We start from the raw sequence: 14,285 nt of genomic DNA, 5'->3' as shown, positions 1-14,285 counted from the left end.
ATATATTTCAATTAATTAAGTTTGATACTTAGCTTTAATCCGATCTTAAACCCTAAAAGGATAGTGTTATGAAATACCATTCCGATACGCTTATTCCGCACAAAGCCGCCATAATGTCCGCACCGGCCAATCTGCTGGCGGAGGAGGTTTGCCTTCCGGCCGCGCTGCTGAAAAAAACGGCGCTGGAAAATAACATCGCCTGGATGCAGCGTTACGCCGACGCGCGCGGCGTCTCGCTGGCCCCGCACGGTAAAACAACGATGACGCCGTGGATTTTTCAGGCGCAGCAGCGGGCGGGCGCATGGGGAATCGGCGTCGGCAGCGCCTGGCAGGCCAGCGCGGCGATGGCCAGCGGCGTTGAGCGCGTTCTGATGGTCAATCAGCTGGTCGGCAGGGCGAATATGCAGGCGGTATCGCGCCTGAAAGCGCATTACCGGGCGGCGGAGTTTATCTGCTGCATCGATAGCCTTGCCAATGCACGCGCGCTGTCGGCATTTTTCAGCGAAAGGCAGCAAACGCTGGACGTGCTGATTGAACAGGGCGTGGCCGGTGGGCGCTGCGGCTGCCGCAGCATTGAGGATGCGCTGGCGCTGGCGCAGGCCGCGGCGGAACTTCCGGGCCTCAGGCTGCGCGGTCTCGAACTTTATGAAGGGGTGTTACACGGCGACGATCCGCAGCCGCAGGTGGAGGCTCTGCTGCGCCAGGCCGCCGATTTGGCCTGCCGGATGGAACATCTGGTTGAGGGGGAATTTGTGCTGACCGGAGCCGGTACCGTCTGGTACGACGTGGTGTGCAATATCTGGCTGGCGGCGAAGAAACCGGCGCGCTGCCGAATCGTTATCCGCCCCGGGTGCTATATCACCCACGACCGTGGGATCTACGATATCGCGCAGAAAGCACTGGTGGCCCGCGATCCGATCGCCTGCGATCTGGGCGGTGATTTAACCTCAGCGCTGGAGCTGATGGCGATGGTCCAGTCGGTGCCGGAAGCCGATCGCGCGGTGGTGAACTTCGGTAAGCGCGACTGCGCCTTTGACGCCGGCCTGCCGCAGCCTGTGGCCCGCTATCGCAACGGCGCGCAGCTATCCGCGGAGGGGATCGAGAGCGTGGGGATTATGGACCAGCACTGTATGCTGCGCCTCGCGCCCGGCAGCGACGTGCAGGTCGGCGATATTCTGGTGTTCGGTACCTCGCATCCGTGCCTGACGTTTGATAAATGGAAAACCCTGCTGCTGGTGGACGAGCAGTATAACGTGCTGGAAGAGCTCGATACCTTGTTCTGAAGGACGCTTTCTCCCGGAGGCGGCGCGCTGCGCCTGTCCGGGCTACCATGCTGTGAACCCGTAGCCCGGACAGGTGCGCCAGCACCGCCTCCGGGATGTTTTTCGCGCGGACAATGTATTATTCCTCTCCCTCTCCCTGCGCTCCATTCCCCAAGGCGATAAACTCCTCCAGCAGCGCGGTAAGCTGACGCATTTTTTCGACGGTAAATTGGGCTTCGATCTGACGATAGGCCTCTTCCACCTGGGCCTGGGCGCTTTCATAAAGCGTCGAACCCGCCGGCGTCAGCGAAACGTAGAGCTTGCGCTGGTCATTTACCGGTTTTAAACGCAGCACCAGGCCGTCGCGTTCCATACGGGTCAGGATGCCGGTCAGGCTCGGACGTAAAATACAGGCGCGAAAGGCCAGATCGTGAAAATCCATCGACGGATGTTCGGCGAGGATACGCACGATACGCCACTGCTGCTCGGTCAGATTGTGGCGTTTAACGATGGGCCGAAAGTGGGCCATCGCCGCTTCCCGCGCCTGCAGCAGCGCGATAGTTAACGAATCATGCATCACATACCTCTGAAGTAAATCCCCAATCTGTTAATAAGTTAATAATTAGCGCTAATTCCCTCCGAAGGCAACCGGTTTCTGCCTCTGAAAAGTACCAGATGGTACAACTGCTTTTGTTATCTAATTGATTAATAATAATTAAAATACAAATCTGTAAATTTATTGTTAATCCGATCACAAAACATTCACTTCTGTTTGCCAAACATTCCCGCAAAGCATAAAAGATGATCATTAACATATTAATGAATTAACTGACTTCCCAAATCCGTAGCAGAGGAGTGGTAAATGAAAGGTACCATCTTCGCCGTGGCGCTTAACCACCGCAGCCAGCTCGACGCCTGGCGCGAAGCGTTTCAAAAGGCCCCCTATAAAACGCCGCCGAAGACCGCGGTCTGGTTTATCAAACCGCGCAACACCGTTATCGGCGATGGCGAGAGCATTCCCTACCCGCAAGGCGAAACCGTGCAGAGTGGCGCCACCGTGGCGCTGATCGTCGGTAAAACCGCGCGCAAAGTCGCTGCAGAAGACGCCGCGGCTTATATCGCCGGGTACGCGCTGGCGAACGACGTCAGCCTGCCGGAAGAGAGCTTCTATCGTCCGGCCATAAAAGCCAAATGCCGCGACGGCTTCTGTCCGCTTGGCGCACTCGCGCCGCTCAGCGATGTCGATAACCTGACCATCATCACCGAAATCAACGGTCGCGAGGCGGACAGCTGGACTACCGCCGATCTCCAGCGCTCCGCCGCCGAGCTGCTGAGCGCCCTGAGCGAATTCGCCACCCTCAATCCCGGCGATGCGATTCTGATCGGTACGCCCCACTCCCGCGTTACGCTGCGCCCCGGCGATCGCGTACGTATTCTCGCCGAGGGCTTCCCGGCGCTGGAAAACCCGGTGATTGATGAAGGAGAGCTGGCATGAGGCAAGCACGTATTGAGTGGCAGGGACAGCGGCACGATGTCCAGGTGAATGAACGTGGTCAGGTCCAGCTCGCCAACGGCAGTCTGCTTAAGGAAGGCGAGTTTCGTTGGCTGCCGCCCGCCGACGGCACCCTGTTCGCGCTGGGCCTGAACTACGCCGATCACGCCAGCGAGCTGGCGTTTACGCCGCCAACCGAACCGCTGGTGTTTATCAAAGCGCCCAACACCTTTATAGGCCATAGGCAAGAGTCGGTGCGCCCGGATAACGTCGAGTACATGCACTACGAGGCTGAACTGGTGGTGGTGATCGGCAAAACCGCGCGTAAGGTCGCCGAAGCCGACGCCATGGAGTACGTAGCCGGGTACACCGTCTGCAACGACTACGCCATCCGCGACTACCTGGAAAACTACTATCGCCCCAACCTGCGGGTCAAAAGCCGCGACACCCTGACGCCGATAGGCCCGTGGATCGTCAGCAAAGAGGCGATCCCCGATCCGCACAACCTGGCGCTGTGCACCTGGGTCAACGGCGAGCTGCGCCAGCAGGGCACTACCGCCGATCTGATCTTCAGCATTCCGTTCCTGATCGCTTACCTCAGCGAATTTATGACCCTGCAGCCGGGCGACATGATCGCCACCGGCACGCCGAAGGGGCTGTCGGACGTGGTGCCGGGCGATGAAGTGATCGTCGAAGTGGAAGGCGTCGGCCGTCTGGTCAACCACATCATTAGCCAGCAGGCATATGAGGAGAAGCTGTCATGAAAAAAATTAACCACTGGATCAACGGCAAAAACGTCGCCGCCGCGGAGTATTTCCATACCACTAACCCGGCCACCGGCGAAGTGCTGGCGGAGGTCGCCTCCGGCGGGGCTGACGAGGTGAATCAGGCGGTGGCGGCGGCAAAAGAGGCGTTTCCGAAATGGGCCAATCTGCCGATGAAAGAGCGCGCGCGTCTGATGCGCCGGCTGGGCGATCTGATCGACCAGAACGTCCCGGAGATCGCCGCCATGGAGACCGCCGACACCGGCCTGCCGATCCACCAGACCAAAAACGTGCTGATCCCGCGCGCTTCGCACAACTTCGAATTCTTCGCCGAAGTGTGCCAGCAAATGAACGGTAAGACCTATCCGGTTGATGACAAGATGCTCAACTACACCCTCGTGCAGCCGGTCGGCGTCTGCGCGCTGGTGTCGCCGTGGAACGTGCCGTTTATGACCGCGACCTGGAAGGTGGCGCCGTGCCTGGCGCTGGGGAATACCGCGGTGCTGAAAATGTCCGAACTGTCGCCGCTAACCGCTGACCGTCTTGGCGAGCTGGCGCTGGAAGCGGGTATTCCGGCGGGCGTACTGAACGTGGTTCAGGGCTACGGCGCGACGGCGGGCGATGCGCTGGTACGCCACCATGACGTACGCGCGGTATCGTTTACCGGCGGTACCGCCACCGGGCGCAACATCATGAAAAACGCCGGGCTGAAAAAGTACTCCATGGAGCTGGGCGGCAAATCGCCGGTGTTGATTTTCGAAGACGCCGATATTGAGCGCGCTCTCGACGCCGCGCTGTTCACCATTTTCTCGATCAACGGCGAACGCTGCACCGCCGGCTCGCGCATCTTCATTCAGCAGAGCATCTACCCCGAGTTCGTTAAACGCTTTGCCGAACGCGCGAATCGCCTGCGCGTCGGCGACCCTACCGACCCGAACACTCAGGTGGGTGCGCTGATTAGCCAGCAGCACTGGGAGAAAGTCTCCGGCTATATCCGCCTCGGCATTGAAGAAGGAGCGACCCTGCTGGCCGGCGGCGCGGATAAGCCCGCCGATCTGCCTGCCCATCTGAGAAACGGCAACTTCCTGCGGCCAACGGTGCTGGCGGACGTCGATAACCGCATGCGCGTGGCGCAGGAAGAGATTTTTGGCCCGGTAGCCTGTCTGCTGCCGTTTAAAGACGAGGCGGAAGGTCTGCGCCTGGCCAACGATGTGGAGTACGGCCTCGCCTCTTATATCTGGACCCAGGACGTCAGCAAAGTGCTGCGCCTGGCGCGCGGCATCGAAGCCGGAATGGTGTTCGTCAACACCCAGAACGTCCGCGACCTGCGTCAGCCGTTCGGCGGCGTGAAGGCCTCCGGTACCGGCCGTGAAGGCGGCGAATACAGCTTTGAAGTGTTCGCTGAAATGAAAAACGTCTGCATCTCGATGGGCGACCATCCGATCCCAAAATGGGGAGTCTGATATGGGAAAGTTAGCGTTAGCAGCAAAAATTACTCACGTACCGTCGATGTATCTCTCTGAACTGCCGGGTAAAAACCACGGCTGCCGCCAGGGAGCCATCGATGGGCATAAAGAAATCGGCAAGCGGTGCCGCGAGCTGGGCGTGGATACCATCATCGTCTTTGATACCCACTGGCTGGTCAACAGCGCCTACCACATCAACTGTGCCGACCATTTCCAGGGCGTCTACACCAGCAACGAGCTGCCGCATTTTATTCGCGACATGACCTATGACTATGACGGTAATCCGGAGCTCGGCCACCTGATCGCCGACGAAGCGGTCAAACTCGGGGTCCGCGCCAAAGCGCACAACATTCCAAGCCTGAAGCTGGAGTACGGCACCCTGGTGCCGATGCGCTACATGAACAGCGATAAGCATTTCAAAGTGGTCTCTATCTCGGCGTTCTGTACCGTCCATGACTTTGCCGACAGCCGCAAGCTGGGCGAAGCCATTCTTAAAGCGATTGAGAAATATGACGGCACCGTGGCGGTCTTTGCCAGCGGCTCGCTGTCGCACCGTTTTATCGACGACCAGCGCGCCGAAGAGGGAATGAACAGCTATACCCGCGAGTTCGATCACCAGATGGACGAACGGGTCGTGAAGCTGTGGCGCGAAGGCAAATTCAAAGAGTTCTGCACCATGCTGCCGGAGTACGCCGACTACTGCTTCGGTGAAGGCAATATGCACGACACGGTGATGCTGCTGGGCCTGCTGGGCTGGGACAAATATGACGGCAAAGTAGAGTTTATTACCGAACTCTTTGCCAGCTCCGGCACCGGTCAGGTCAACGCCGTCTTCCCGCTGCCGGAAACGGCGTAAGGAGCACGCAGAATGCCGCATTTTATCGCTGAATGTACCAACAACATCCGTGAGCAGGCTGATTTACCGGGTCTGTTCAGCAAAGTGAACGCCGCGCTGGCGGCAACCGGCATCTTTCCTATCGGCGGCATTCGCAGTCGCGCCATCTGGCTGGATACCTGGCAGATGGCCGATGGCCAGCATGACTACGCCTTCGTGCATATGACGCTAAAGATTGGTACCGGACGCAGCCTGGAGAGCCGTCAGGACGTGGGCGATATGCTGTTCACGCTGATCAAAGCCCATTTCGCCGCGCTGATGGAGAGCCGCTATCTGGCGCTGTCGTTTGAGATCGATGAACTGCACCCGACGCTGAACTACAAGCAGAACAACGTACACGCGTTGTTTAAATAGGTGCGGCCCGCCCCTCTCCCGGTGGGAGAGGGTGAAAACAAGTACTGCCACAAACCCCAGGCCGGCTAAGACGCCTCCGCGTCGCCACCCGGCGCAGCAGCACCGAATGACGTAACAGGAAGCAACTATGCTCGATAAACATACCCATAGCCTGATCGCCCAGCGGCTGAACCAGGCGGAAAAACAGCGTGAACAGATCCGCGCTATTTCGCTGGATCACCCGACGATCACCATCGAAGACGCCTACGCGGTACAGCGCGAATGGGTAAATATGAAGATCGCCGAAGGCCGCGTGCTGAAAGGGCATAAAATCGGCCTGACCTCGAAAGCGATGCAGGCCAGTTCGCAAATCAGCGAACCGGACTACGGCGCGCTGCTGGACGATATGTTTTTCCACGACGGCGGCGATATTCCTACCGACCGCTTTATCGTCCCGCGTATCGAAGTCGAGCTGGCTTTCGTGCTGGCCAAACCGCTGCGCGGCCCCAACTGCACCCTGTTCGACGTCTACAACGCCACCGACTACGTGATCCCGGCGCTGGAGCTGATTGACGCCCGCTGCCACAACATCGACCCGGAAACCCAGCGCCCGCGCAAAGTCTTCGACACCATCTCCGATAACGCCGCCAACGCCGGGGTGATCCTCGGCGGCCGTCCGATTAAACCCGACGAGCTGGATCTGCGCTGGATCTCCGCCCTGCTCTATCGCAACGGCGTGATTGAAGAGACCGGCGTCGCCGCAGGGGTGCTGAATCACCCGGCCAACGGCGTGGCCTGGCTGGCGAACAAGCTGGCGCCTTACGACGTCCAGCTGGAAGCCGGGCAGATTATTCTCGGCGGCTCCTTTACGCGTCCGGTACCGGCGCGCAAAGGCGACACCTTCCACGTTGATTACGGCACCATGGGCGCGATTAGCTGCCGGTTCGTCTAGGAGGAATATGATGAATAACGCCTTTAAAGACGCCATAAAAGCGGGTCGACCGCAGATTGGCCTGTGGCTGGGACTGACCAGCAGCTACAGCGCTGAGCTGCTGGCCGGGGCCGGGTTCGACTGGCTGCTGATCGACGGCGAGCACGCGCCAAACAGCGTGCAGACGATACTGACCCAGCTGCAGGCGATCGCCCCTTATCCCAGCCAGCCGGTGGTGCGCCCCTCGTGGAACGACCCGGTGCAGATTAAACAGTTGCTGGATATCGGCGCGCAAACCCTGCTGGTACCCATGGTGCAGAACGCCGACGAAGCGCGGCTGGCGGTGAAAGCCACCCGCTATCCGCCCGCGGGTATTCGCGGCGTCGGCAGCGCCCTCGCTCGGGCCTCGCGCTGGAACCGCGTCCCGGATTATCTCCATCAGGCTAACGACGCGATGTGCGTGCTGGTGCAAATCGAAACTCGCGAAGCGCTCAGCAATCTGCCGCAGATCCTCGATGTCGAGGGCGTGGACGGCGTGTTTATCGGCCCGGCGGATCTGAGCGCCGACATGGGCTTCAGCGGCAACCCTCAGCACCCGGAAGTACAGGCCGCCATTGAGCACGCCATCGGGCAAATTCGCGCAGCGGGCAAAGCGCCGGGGATCCTGATGGCCAACGAACAGCTGGCGAAGCGTTACCTGCAGCTCGGCGCGCTGTTTGTCGCCGTCGGGGTCGATACCACCCTGCTGGCCCGGGGGGCGGAAGCGCTGGCGGCACGATTTGGCGCAGAAAAAACCGCCGAGGGTTCGTCAGGCGTCTATTAACGCCAGGTGGCGCAGCGCCACCCGGCAACCCGCAGTACCCTACAAAATTCCCATTAGAGGAAAATGATAATGAGCGATACATCATCTGCCATCCCGGAAAAGTTCGATCCGGCTAATCAGCACAAGCAGCTGACGGCGCAGCAGCAGTCGGTTATCAACAAGCTCTTTCGTCGCCTGATCGTGTTTTTGTTCGTGCTGTTTATCTTTTCGTTTTTAGATCGCATCAATATCGGCTTTGCCGGGCTGACCATGGGGCAGGATCTGGGCCTTAACGCCACCATGTTCGGCCTTGCCACCACCCTGTTTTACGCGACCTACGTCATTTTCGGCATTCCGAGCAACGTGATGCTCAGCATCGTCGGCGCCCGCCGCTGGATCGCCACCATCATGGTGCTGTGGGGCATCGCCTCCACCGCCACCATGTTCGCGACCGGGCCGAATAGCCTCTATATCCTGCGCATGCTGGTGGGGATCACCGAGGCCGGTTTTCTGCCCGGCATTCTGCTCTATCTGACCTACTGGTTCCCGGCCTTTTTCCGCGCCCGCGCCAACGCGCTGTTTATGATCGCGATGCCGGTAACCACCGCGCTGGGGTCGATTGTTTCAGGCTATATCTTGTCGATGGACGGCCTGTTGAACCTGCACGGCTGGCAGTGGCTGTTCCTGCTGGAAGGCTTCCCGTCGGTGCTGCTCGGTATTATGGTCTGGTTCTGGCTGGATGATTCGCCGTCGAAGGCCAAATGGCTGACCGCAGAAGATAAAAAATGCCTGCAGGAGATGATGGACAACGACCGCCTGACGCTGGTCCAGCCGGAAGGGGCGATCAGCCATCACGCCATGCAGCAGCGCAGCCTGTGGCGGGAAGTGTTCACGCCGATCGTGCTGATGTACACCCTGGCCTACTTCTGCCTGACCAATACGCTCAGCGCGATCAGCATCTGGACGCCGCAGATCCTCAAAAGCTTTAACGAAAGCAGCAGCAATATCACCATCGGCCTGCTGGCGGCGATCCCGCAGATTTGTACCATTCTGGGAATGATCTACTGGAGCCGGCACTCCGATAAGCACCAGGAGCGTAAGCACCACACCGCCCTGCCGTTCCTGTTCGCCGCCGCAGGCTGGCTGCTGGCGTCGGCGACCGATCATAACCTGATCCAGCTGCTCGGGATCGTGATGGCTTCGACCGGATCGTTTAGCGCGATGGCCATTTTCTGGACCACGCCGGATCAGTCGATCAGTCTGCGCGCCAGAGCGATCGGTATCGCGGTGATCAACGCGACCGGCAATATCGGATCGGCGCTCAGCCCCTTTATGATCGGCTGGCTGAAGGATATTACCGGCAGCTTCAGCAGCGGCTTGTGGTTCGTCGCCGCCCTGCTGATCATTGGCGCAGTCATTATCTGGGCGATTCCGATGAAAGGATCGCGTCCGCGCGCGACGCCGTAAGGAGCCGCTATGTGCCAGAGTCCTGTTGCCAATATCGATATTAATAAAGAGTACGATGAGAGTCTGGGAACGGAGGAGGTACATTACCAATCCTTTGCCCGGATGGCGAAGTTTTTTGGCCGCGATATGCAGGCGCACCGTCACGACCAGTATTTTCAGATGCACTTTCTCGATACCGGGCAGATTGAGCTGCAGCTCGACGATCATCGCTATTCGGTGCAGGCGCCGCTGTTTGTCCTGACGCCACCCTCGGTGCCGCACGCTTTTATCACCGAGTCCGATAGCGACGGTCATGTGCTGACGGTGCGCGAGGATCTGGTCTGGCCGCTGCTGGAGGTGCTCTATCCCGGCACGCGGGAGGCTTTCGGTCTGCCGGGCATCTGCCTGTCGCTGGCCGATAAGCCCGAGGAGTTGGCGGCGCTGGCGCATTACTGGCGGCTGATTGAACGGGAATCGACGTCGCAGCTGCCGGGGCGGGAACATACCCTGACGCTGCTGGTGCAGGCGGTGTTCACCCTGCTGCTGCGCAACGCGAAACTTGACGATCATGCGGCCAGCGGAATACGCGGCGAGCTCAAGCTGTTCCAGCGGTTTAACCAGTTGATCGATAGCCACTACCACCAGCACTGGACGGTGCCGGATTACGCCAGCGAGCTGCATCTGACCGAATCAAGGCTAACCGATATCTGCCGCCGCTTCGCCAACCGGCCGCCCAAGCGGCTGATTTTCGACAGGCAGCTGCGCGAGGCCAAACGGCTGCTGCTGTTTTCCGACAACGCGGTAAGCGAAATAGCCTGGCAGCTGGGCTTTAAAGATCCGGCCTATTTTGCCCGCTTTTTTAACCGCTTAGTCGGCTGCTCGCCGAGTGCCTATCGGGCGCAGAAAGTACCGGTGTCGTAAGATCTTTCCGGGGGCGGCGCGGCGAATTCGCAGCCGTCTGAGAGGCGGTAGCCCGGGCAAGGCGGGTCAAGCGCCGCCCCCGGGAGCAGAGCGCAGAGTATCTGAATTTCCCGGAGGCGATGCTGCGCATCTGTCCGGGCTACAAATTCAAAACTCGCCGTGGCTTGTCGTCGGTTCACCGGAGAGCCAGGCCGGAAAATAGAAAAACCAACCCCCGATCACATAACCCAACCCCGCCTGAAAAGTACCGACCATTGACCTAAAAGTCTCTTCACGAAAGCCGCGTTAACCGCTTCAATTGAACAACAAAAACAAAACATAAATTTAACATCGCATTCCGATTAATACTGAAGAGGTCACCTATGAAACCTGAAAATTTCCGTGCAGACGCGAAACGCCCGTTAACTGGCGAAGAGTACCTGAAGAGCCTGCAGGACGGCCGCGAAATCTATATCTACGGCGAACGCGTTAAGGACGTGACCATCCACCCGGCGTTCCGCAACGCCGCCGCCTCCGTCGCCCAGATGTACGATGCGCTGCATAAACCCGAGCTGCAGGATACCCTGTGCTGGGGCACCGATACCGGCAGCGGCGGCTATACCCACAAGTTCTTCCGCGTCGCGAAAAGCGCCGACGATCTGCGCCAGCAGCGCGACGCCATCGCTGAATGGTCGCGCCTGAGCTACGGCTGGATGGGCCGTACCCCGGACTACAAAGCCGCATTCGGCTGCGCGCTCGGCGCAAACCCGGCGTTTTATGGTCAGTTTGAACAGAACGCCCGTAACTGGTACACCCGCATCCAGGAAACCGGCCTCTACTTTAACCACGCCATCGTCAACCCGCCGATCGACCGCCATAAGCCAGCCGACGAAGTGAAAGACGTCTATATCAAGCTGGAGAAAGAGACCGATGCCGGGATCATCGTCAGCGGCGCGAAAGTGGTGGCCACCAACTCGGCGCTGACCCACTACAATATGATTGGCTTCGGCTCGGCGCAGGTGATGGGCGAAAACCCGGACTTCGCGCTGATGTTTGTCGCGCCGATGGATGCCGAAGGCGTTAAGCTTATCTCCCGCGCCTCCTATGAACTGGTCGCCGGAGCAACCGGATCGCCGTACGACTATCCGCTCTCCAGCCGCTTCGACGAAAATGATGCGATCCTGGTGATGGATAATGTGCTGATCCCATGGGAAAACGTGCTGATCTACCGCGACTTCGATCGCTGCCGCCGCTGGACGATGGAAGGCGGTTTCGCCCGCATGTATCCGCTGCAGGCCTGCGTGCGTCTGGCCGTGAAGCTCGACTTTATCACCGCCCTGCTCAAGCGCTCGCTGGAGTGCACCGGCACCCTGGAGTTCCGCGGCGTACAGGCGGATCTCGGCGAAGTGGTAGCCTGGCGCAATATGTTCTGGGCGCTGAGCGACTCGATGTGCGCCGAAGCCACGCCGTGGGTTAACGGCGCGTATCTGCCGGATCACGCCGCGCTGCAAACCTATCGCGTGATGGCGCCGATGGCCTACGCCAAAATCAAAAACATTATTGAACGCAACGTCACCAGCGGCCTGATCTATCTGCCGTCCAGCGCCCGCGATCTCAACAATCCGCAGATCAACGAATATCTGGCGAAATACGTGCGCGGATCGAACGGCATGGATCACGTCGAGCGTATCAAGATCCTCAAACTGATGTGGGACGCCATCGGCAGCGAGTTTGGTGGTCGTCACGAACTGTACGAAATCAACTACTCAGGTAGCCAGGATGAAATTCGCCTGCAGTGCCTGCGTCAGGCGCAGAGCTCCGGCAACATGGACAAAATGATGGCGATGGTGGATCGCTGCCTGTCCGAGTACGACCAGAACGGCTGGACGGTGCCGCATCTGCACAACAATACCGATATCAACATGCTGGATAAGCTGCTGAAGTAAGCGGCAGCGGGAGGTCACAATGCAATTAGATGAACAACGTCTGCGTTTTCGCGATGCCATGGCCAGCCTGTCGGCCGCCGTTAACGTCATCACCACCGAAGGCGAGGCGGGCCGCTGCGGTATCACCGCCACCGCGGTCTGTTCGGTGACCGATACGCCGCCGTCGGTGATGGTTTGCATCAACGCTAACAGCGCGATGAATCCGGTGTTTCAGGGCAACGGCAAGCTATGCATCAACGTGCTGAACCACGAGCAAGAGGAGATGGCGCGCCACTTCGCCGGTATGACCGGGATGACGATGGACGACCGTTTCGGCCTCAGCTGCTGGCAAAAAGGCGCGCTGGGCCAGCCGGTGCTGAAAGGCTCGCTGGCGAGTCTCGAAGGCGAGATTAGCCAGGTACAGACCATCGGCAGCCACCTGGTCTATCTGGTAGAAATCAGGAATATAACCCTGAGCCAGCAGGGCAACGGGCTGATCTACTTTAAGCGCCGCTTCCATCCGGTGATGATGGAGATGGAGGTCGTGGCGTAATGGCCTCGCCAGCCTCTCCCCGGATAACGGGGAGAGGCAACACAGATTCGCGTTAGCGTTCCTGCTGTGTAAACTGTGTCAGCGCTGCACCGCCTGCGCCACCTTCTGTTCTTTCCACCCTTCTTCCCTTTAATCCTGTATTTCTGGTAAAAGCTCCAACATACGTCGCAATGAGCACATCCGTTGGATTAACTTCTCCATTAATAAGATACTGAATACCAGCATTTTCTGTTCCGCCCATCGCGCCAGTAACCTGCATTCCACCCGGCAGGTAGATTAGCCCCCGCTGAAGCCAACGTACCTGCATAAGCTTTATTCTCAGCAATCCCTCGCTGCCAGGCTTCACCAGAGGGGTTAACTGCACCATGCTCTCTGGCTTTCTCACCCTGGCTCCATTCGTTCCTACCCATCAGGTTATTCTCCACACTAATCCCAACTCTGTGGATGAATTTTTATCCTATCTTTGCTCTAAAATCCTTTTAGTTTGAATAGTCTGGCAATAATAAAAACCGCACCAGTGAAGATTCCAATCACACAACCAATTTTAATGGTTTTGAGTATATCGGCTTTTTTCAAATCAAAAGTTCCTGTTAGCATTCAAACTAAAACGTCTATAGACAAAGTTATACACAGGAAACTAACAATACCCCCAAGAATACAGGCGATAAATAGAATCAGCAGGTTTAATATTTTCTCATTGAAGGATTTCATTTCAATTTCTTCTCAATGATTGGTTCGAGTTTTTCCCGCCATATTCTGAAGAGAAAGATGCTCCTATGTCGCCAAAACTGCCTGGAATGTTACTCGGTGTAACTTCTTTTGAGATACCAAAGTCACCTTTAATCTCAGTATACTTTAGCATAATAGGATTAAACTTCGGATCCCAACCTGCTTTCCACCTAGTTTGCCCATGCATTTGTACCCCAAGAAATGCCTTTGCCTATACCATAACCAAACCCAGCACCAATACCATTTGTAATTGCGCCTGAACCTACGCCTGAAGGGAAACTGGCTGAGGCGGGATTCAGTACCGACACGCCGGTCACGGTCAGCGTGGACCAGGGACGACTGGTGACAGAACCAGTCAAGGGCTGACGGGTAAAAAATCTCGGCTTTAACGCCGGAATTTTATATATCTCTAATTTTTTATACCCAGACGAATTATGTCTGTTGGAAATAGAGGTTGTAATATCAATTCATTGTTAAAAATGAACAGCTTAGGAGATAAAGCTGTAACGTCATAAATATTTTCAGCAACCAATACTAGGTTAGTTCTAAAAACAGGAATGTTAATGTTATCCACAAAAACAAACACATCATGTTTTTTATTATAACAATCGGATATGAGATGATTTATATCTTCATAATCTGAATAGTTAAAATCATCCCACAATAAGTTCCCATTAATAAATGGGAACTTATACAAAATATTAAGCGCATCCTTCTCTCTCTGTCCTTCAAGCACTTCGAAATCAGCACCAAGGGCCTCTTTACACTCATCAAATAAATTCATTTT

At 57.4% G+C, this 14,285-nt stretch carries 15 protein-coding genes; 12 read left to right on the top strand and 3 right to left on the bottom strand.

The annotated features are described in order from the left end of the window. Positions 1-68 precede the first annotated feature (68 nt). Positions 69-1,283, top strand: coding sequence for an amino acid deaminase (locus K2184_RS18530; protein WP_163525713.1), 1,215 nt, complete (start codon positions 69-71; stop codon positions 1,281-1,283). A 118-nt stretch (positions 1,284-1,401) separates the two neighbouring features. Here the strand turns inward: K2184_RS18530 and hpaR are convergent, their stop codons facing one another. Then, positions 1,402-1,839 carry a homoprotocatechuate degradation operon regulator HpaR gene (gene hpaR, locus K2184_RS18525; RefSeq protein WP_004110337.1) on the bottom strand — a complete coding sequence of 146 codons (438 nt, stop codon included), beginning with the start codon at positions 1,837-1,839 and terminating at the stop codon, positions 1,402-1,404. A 285-nt stretch (positions 1,840-2,124) separates the two neighbouring features. On the opposite strand from hpaR, the gene K2184_RS18520 reads away from it, so the two are divergent. From K2184_RS18520 to K2184_RS18470, 11 genes are all read left to right on the top strand, one after another. Beyond that, positions 2,125-2,757, top strand: a complete 633-nt coding sequence (locus K2184_RS18520) for a fumarylacetoacetate hydrolase family protein (RefSeq protein ID WP_049594283.1) — start codon at positions 2,125-2,127, stop codon at positions 2,755-2,757. Beyond that, the gene (locus K2184_RS18515) at positions 2,754-3,518 is read left to right on the top strand and encodes a fumarylacetoacetate hydrolase family protein (protein WP_004108544.1); all 765 of its coding nucleotides are present in this window, start codon (positions 2,754-2,756) and stop codon (positions 3,516-3,518) included. The genes K2184_RS18520 and K2184_RS18515 overlap by 4 nt, the downstream gene beginning before the upstream one ends. After that, positions 3,515-4,981, top strand: coding sequence for a 5-carboxymethyl-2-hydroxymuconate semialdehyde dehydrogenase (gene hpaE / locus K2184_RS18510; RefSeq protein ID WP_004108546.1), 1,467 nt, complete (start codon positions 3,515-3,517; stop codon positions 4,979-4,981). The genes K2184_RS18515 and hpaE overlap by 4 nt, the downstream gene beginning before the upstream one ends. A 1-nt stretch (position 4,982) precedes the next feature. Then, the gene (gene hpaD, locus K2184_RS18505) at positions 4,983-5,840 is read left to right on the top strand and encodes a 3,4-dihydroxyphenylacetate 2,3-dioxygenase (protein WP_004110330.1); all 858 of its coding nucleotides are present in this window, start codon (positions 4,983-4,985) and stop codon (positions 5,838-5,840) included. Positions 5,841-5,852: 12 nt separating this feature from the next. After that, the gene (locus tag K2184_RS18500; protein ID WP_016809284.1) at positions 5,853-6,233 is read left to right on the top strand and encodes a 5-carboxymethyl-2-hydroxymuconate Delta-isomerase; all 381 of its coding nucleotides are present in this window, start codon (positions 5,853-5,855) and stop codon (positions 6,231-6,233) included. Positions 6,234-6,360: 127 nt separating this feature from the next. Continuing rightward, positions 6,361-7,164, top strand: coding sequence for a 2-oxo-hept-4-ene-1,7-dioate hydratase (gene hpaH, locus K2184_RS18495; protein WP_004110326.1), 804 nt, complete (start codon positions 6,361-6,363; stop codon positions 7,162-7,164). A gap of 10 nt (positions 7,165-7,174) precedes the next feature. Next, entirely contained in the window at positions 7,175-7,966 is a 792-nt protein-coding gene (gene hpaI, locus K2184_RS18490; protein ID WP_024273687.1) for a 4-hydroxy-2-oxoheptanedioate aldolase, read from the top strand. A 69-nt stretch (positions 7,967-8,035) separates the two neighbouring features. After that, on the top strand, positions 8,036-9,412 hold the full coding sequence (hpaX, locus tag K2184_RS18485) for a 4-hydroxyphenylacetate permease (RefSeq protein ID WP_004108554.1): 1,377 nt from the start codon (positions 8,036-8,038) through the stop codon (positions 9,410-9,412). 9 nt (positions 9,413-9,421) lie between these two features. Next, positions 9,422-10,312 (top strand): 4-hydroxyphenylacetate catabolism regulatory protein HpaA, encoded by an 891-nt coding sequence (gene hpaA, locus K2184_RS18480; RefSeq protein ID WP_163525714.1) that lies wholly within the window; start codon positions 9,422-9,424, stop codon positions 10,310-10,312. A 362-nt stretch (positions 10,313-10,674) separates the two neighbouring features. Then, on the top strand, positions 10,675-12,237 hold the full coding sequence (hpaB, locus tag K2184_RS18475; protein WP_004108559.1) for a 4-hydroxyphenylacetate 3-monooxygenase, oxygenase component: 1,563 nt from the start codon (positions 10,675-10,677) through the stop codon (positions 12,235-12,237). A 19-nt stretch (positions 12,238-12,256) separates the two neighbouring features. Further along, positions 12,257-12,769 (top strand): 4-hydroxyphenylacetate 3-monooxygenase reductase subunit, encoded by a 513-nt coding sequence (locus K2184_RS18470; RefSeq protein ID WP_163525715.1) that lies wholly within the window; start codon positions 12,257-12,259, stop codon positions 12,767-12,769. 52 nt (positions 12,770-12,821) lie between these two features. Here K2184_RS18470 and K2184_RS18465 read toward each other — a convergent pair whose 3' ends face one another. Both K2184_RS18465 and K2184_RS18460 read right to left on the bottom strand, forming a co-directional pair. Next, positions 12,822-13,136: a hypothetical protein gene (locus K2184_RS18465; RefSeq protein ID WP_224261103.1), complete on the bottom strand. Its 315-nt coding sequence runs from the start codon at positions 13,134-13,136 to the stop codon at positions 12,822-12,824. A 771-nt stretch (positions 13,137-13,907) separates the two neighbouring features. Next, on the bottom strand, positions 13,908-14,282 hold the full coding sequence (locus K2184_RS18460) for a CDI toxin immunity protein (protein WP_004108566.1): 375 nt from the start codon (positions 14,280-14,282) through the stop codon (positions 13,908-13,910). Positions 14,283-14,285 lie beyond the last annotated feature (3 nt).

Origin of the sequence: Klebsiella sp. K5-306 (assembly GCF_051835185.1) — a bacterium.
GTDB classification, from domain to species: Bacteria; Pseudomonadota; Gammaproteobacteria; order Enterobacterales; family Enterobacteriaceae; genus Klebsiella; species Klebsiella oxytoca.
Note: the sequence above shows the minus strand (reverse complement) of the source record. Positions and strands in the feature narration are given on the sequence as shown.

Coding starts and splice junctions, on each gene's coding strand:
- hpaI (WP_024273687.1), top strand. CDS start 7,175: ATGAATAACGCCTTTAAAGACGCCATAAAAGCGGGTCGACCGCAGATT.
- hpaX (WP_004108554.1), top strand. CDS start 8,036: ATGAGCGATACATCATCTGCCATCCCGGAAAAGTTCGATCCGGCTAAT.
- hpaE (WP_004108546.1), top strand. CDS start 3,515: ATGAAAAAAATTAACCACTGGATCAACGGCAAAAACGTCGCCGCCGCG.
- K2184_RS18460 (WP_004108566.1), bottom strand. CDS start 14,282: ATGAATTTATTTGATGAGTGTAAAGAGGCCCTTGGTGCTGATTTCGAA.
- hpaA (WP_163525714.1), top strand. CDS start 9,422: ATGTGCCAGAGTCCTGTTGCCAATATCGATATTAATAAAGAGTACGAT.
- K2184_RS18515 (WP_004108544.1), top strand. CDS start 2,754: ATGAGGCAAGCACGTATTGAGTGGCAGGGACAGCGGCACGATGTCCAG.
- K2184_RS18520 (WP_049594283.1), top strand. CDS start 2,125: ATGAAAGGTACCATCTTCGCCGTGGCGCTTAACCACCGCAGCCAGCTC.
- K2184_RS18465 (WP_224261103.1), bottom strand. CDS start 13,136: ATGGTGCAGTTAACCCCTCTGGTGAAGCCTGGCAGCGAGGGATTGCTG.
- hpaD (WP_004110330.1), top strand. CDS start 4,983: ATGGGAAAGTTAGCGTTAGCAGCAAAAATTACTCACGTACCGTCGATG.
- K2184_RS18530 (WP_163525713.1), top strand. CDS start 69: ATGAAATACCATTCCGATACGCTTATTCCGCACAAAGCCGCCATAATG.
- hpaR (WP_004110337.1), bottom strand. CDS start 1,839: ATGCATGATTCGTTAACTATCGCGCTGCTGCAGGCGCGGGAAGCGGCG.
- K2184_RS18470 (WP_163525715.1), top strand. CDS start 12,257: ATGCAATTAGATGAACAACGTCTGCGTTTTCGCGATGCCATGGCCAGC.
- hpaB (WP_004108559.1), top strand. CDS start 10,675: ATGAAACCTGAAAATTTCCGTGCAGACGCGAAACGCCCGTTAACTGGC.
- K2184_RS18500 (WP_016809284.1), top strand. CDS start 5,853: ATGCCGCATTTTATCGCTGAATGTACCAACAACATCCGTGAGCAGGCT.
- hpaH (WP_004110326.1), top strand. CDS start 6,361: ATGCTCGATAAACATACCCATAGCCTGATCGCCCAGCGGCTGAACCAG.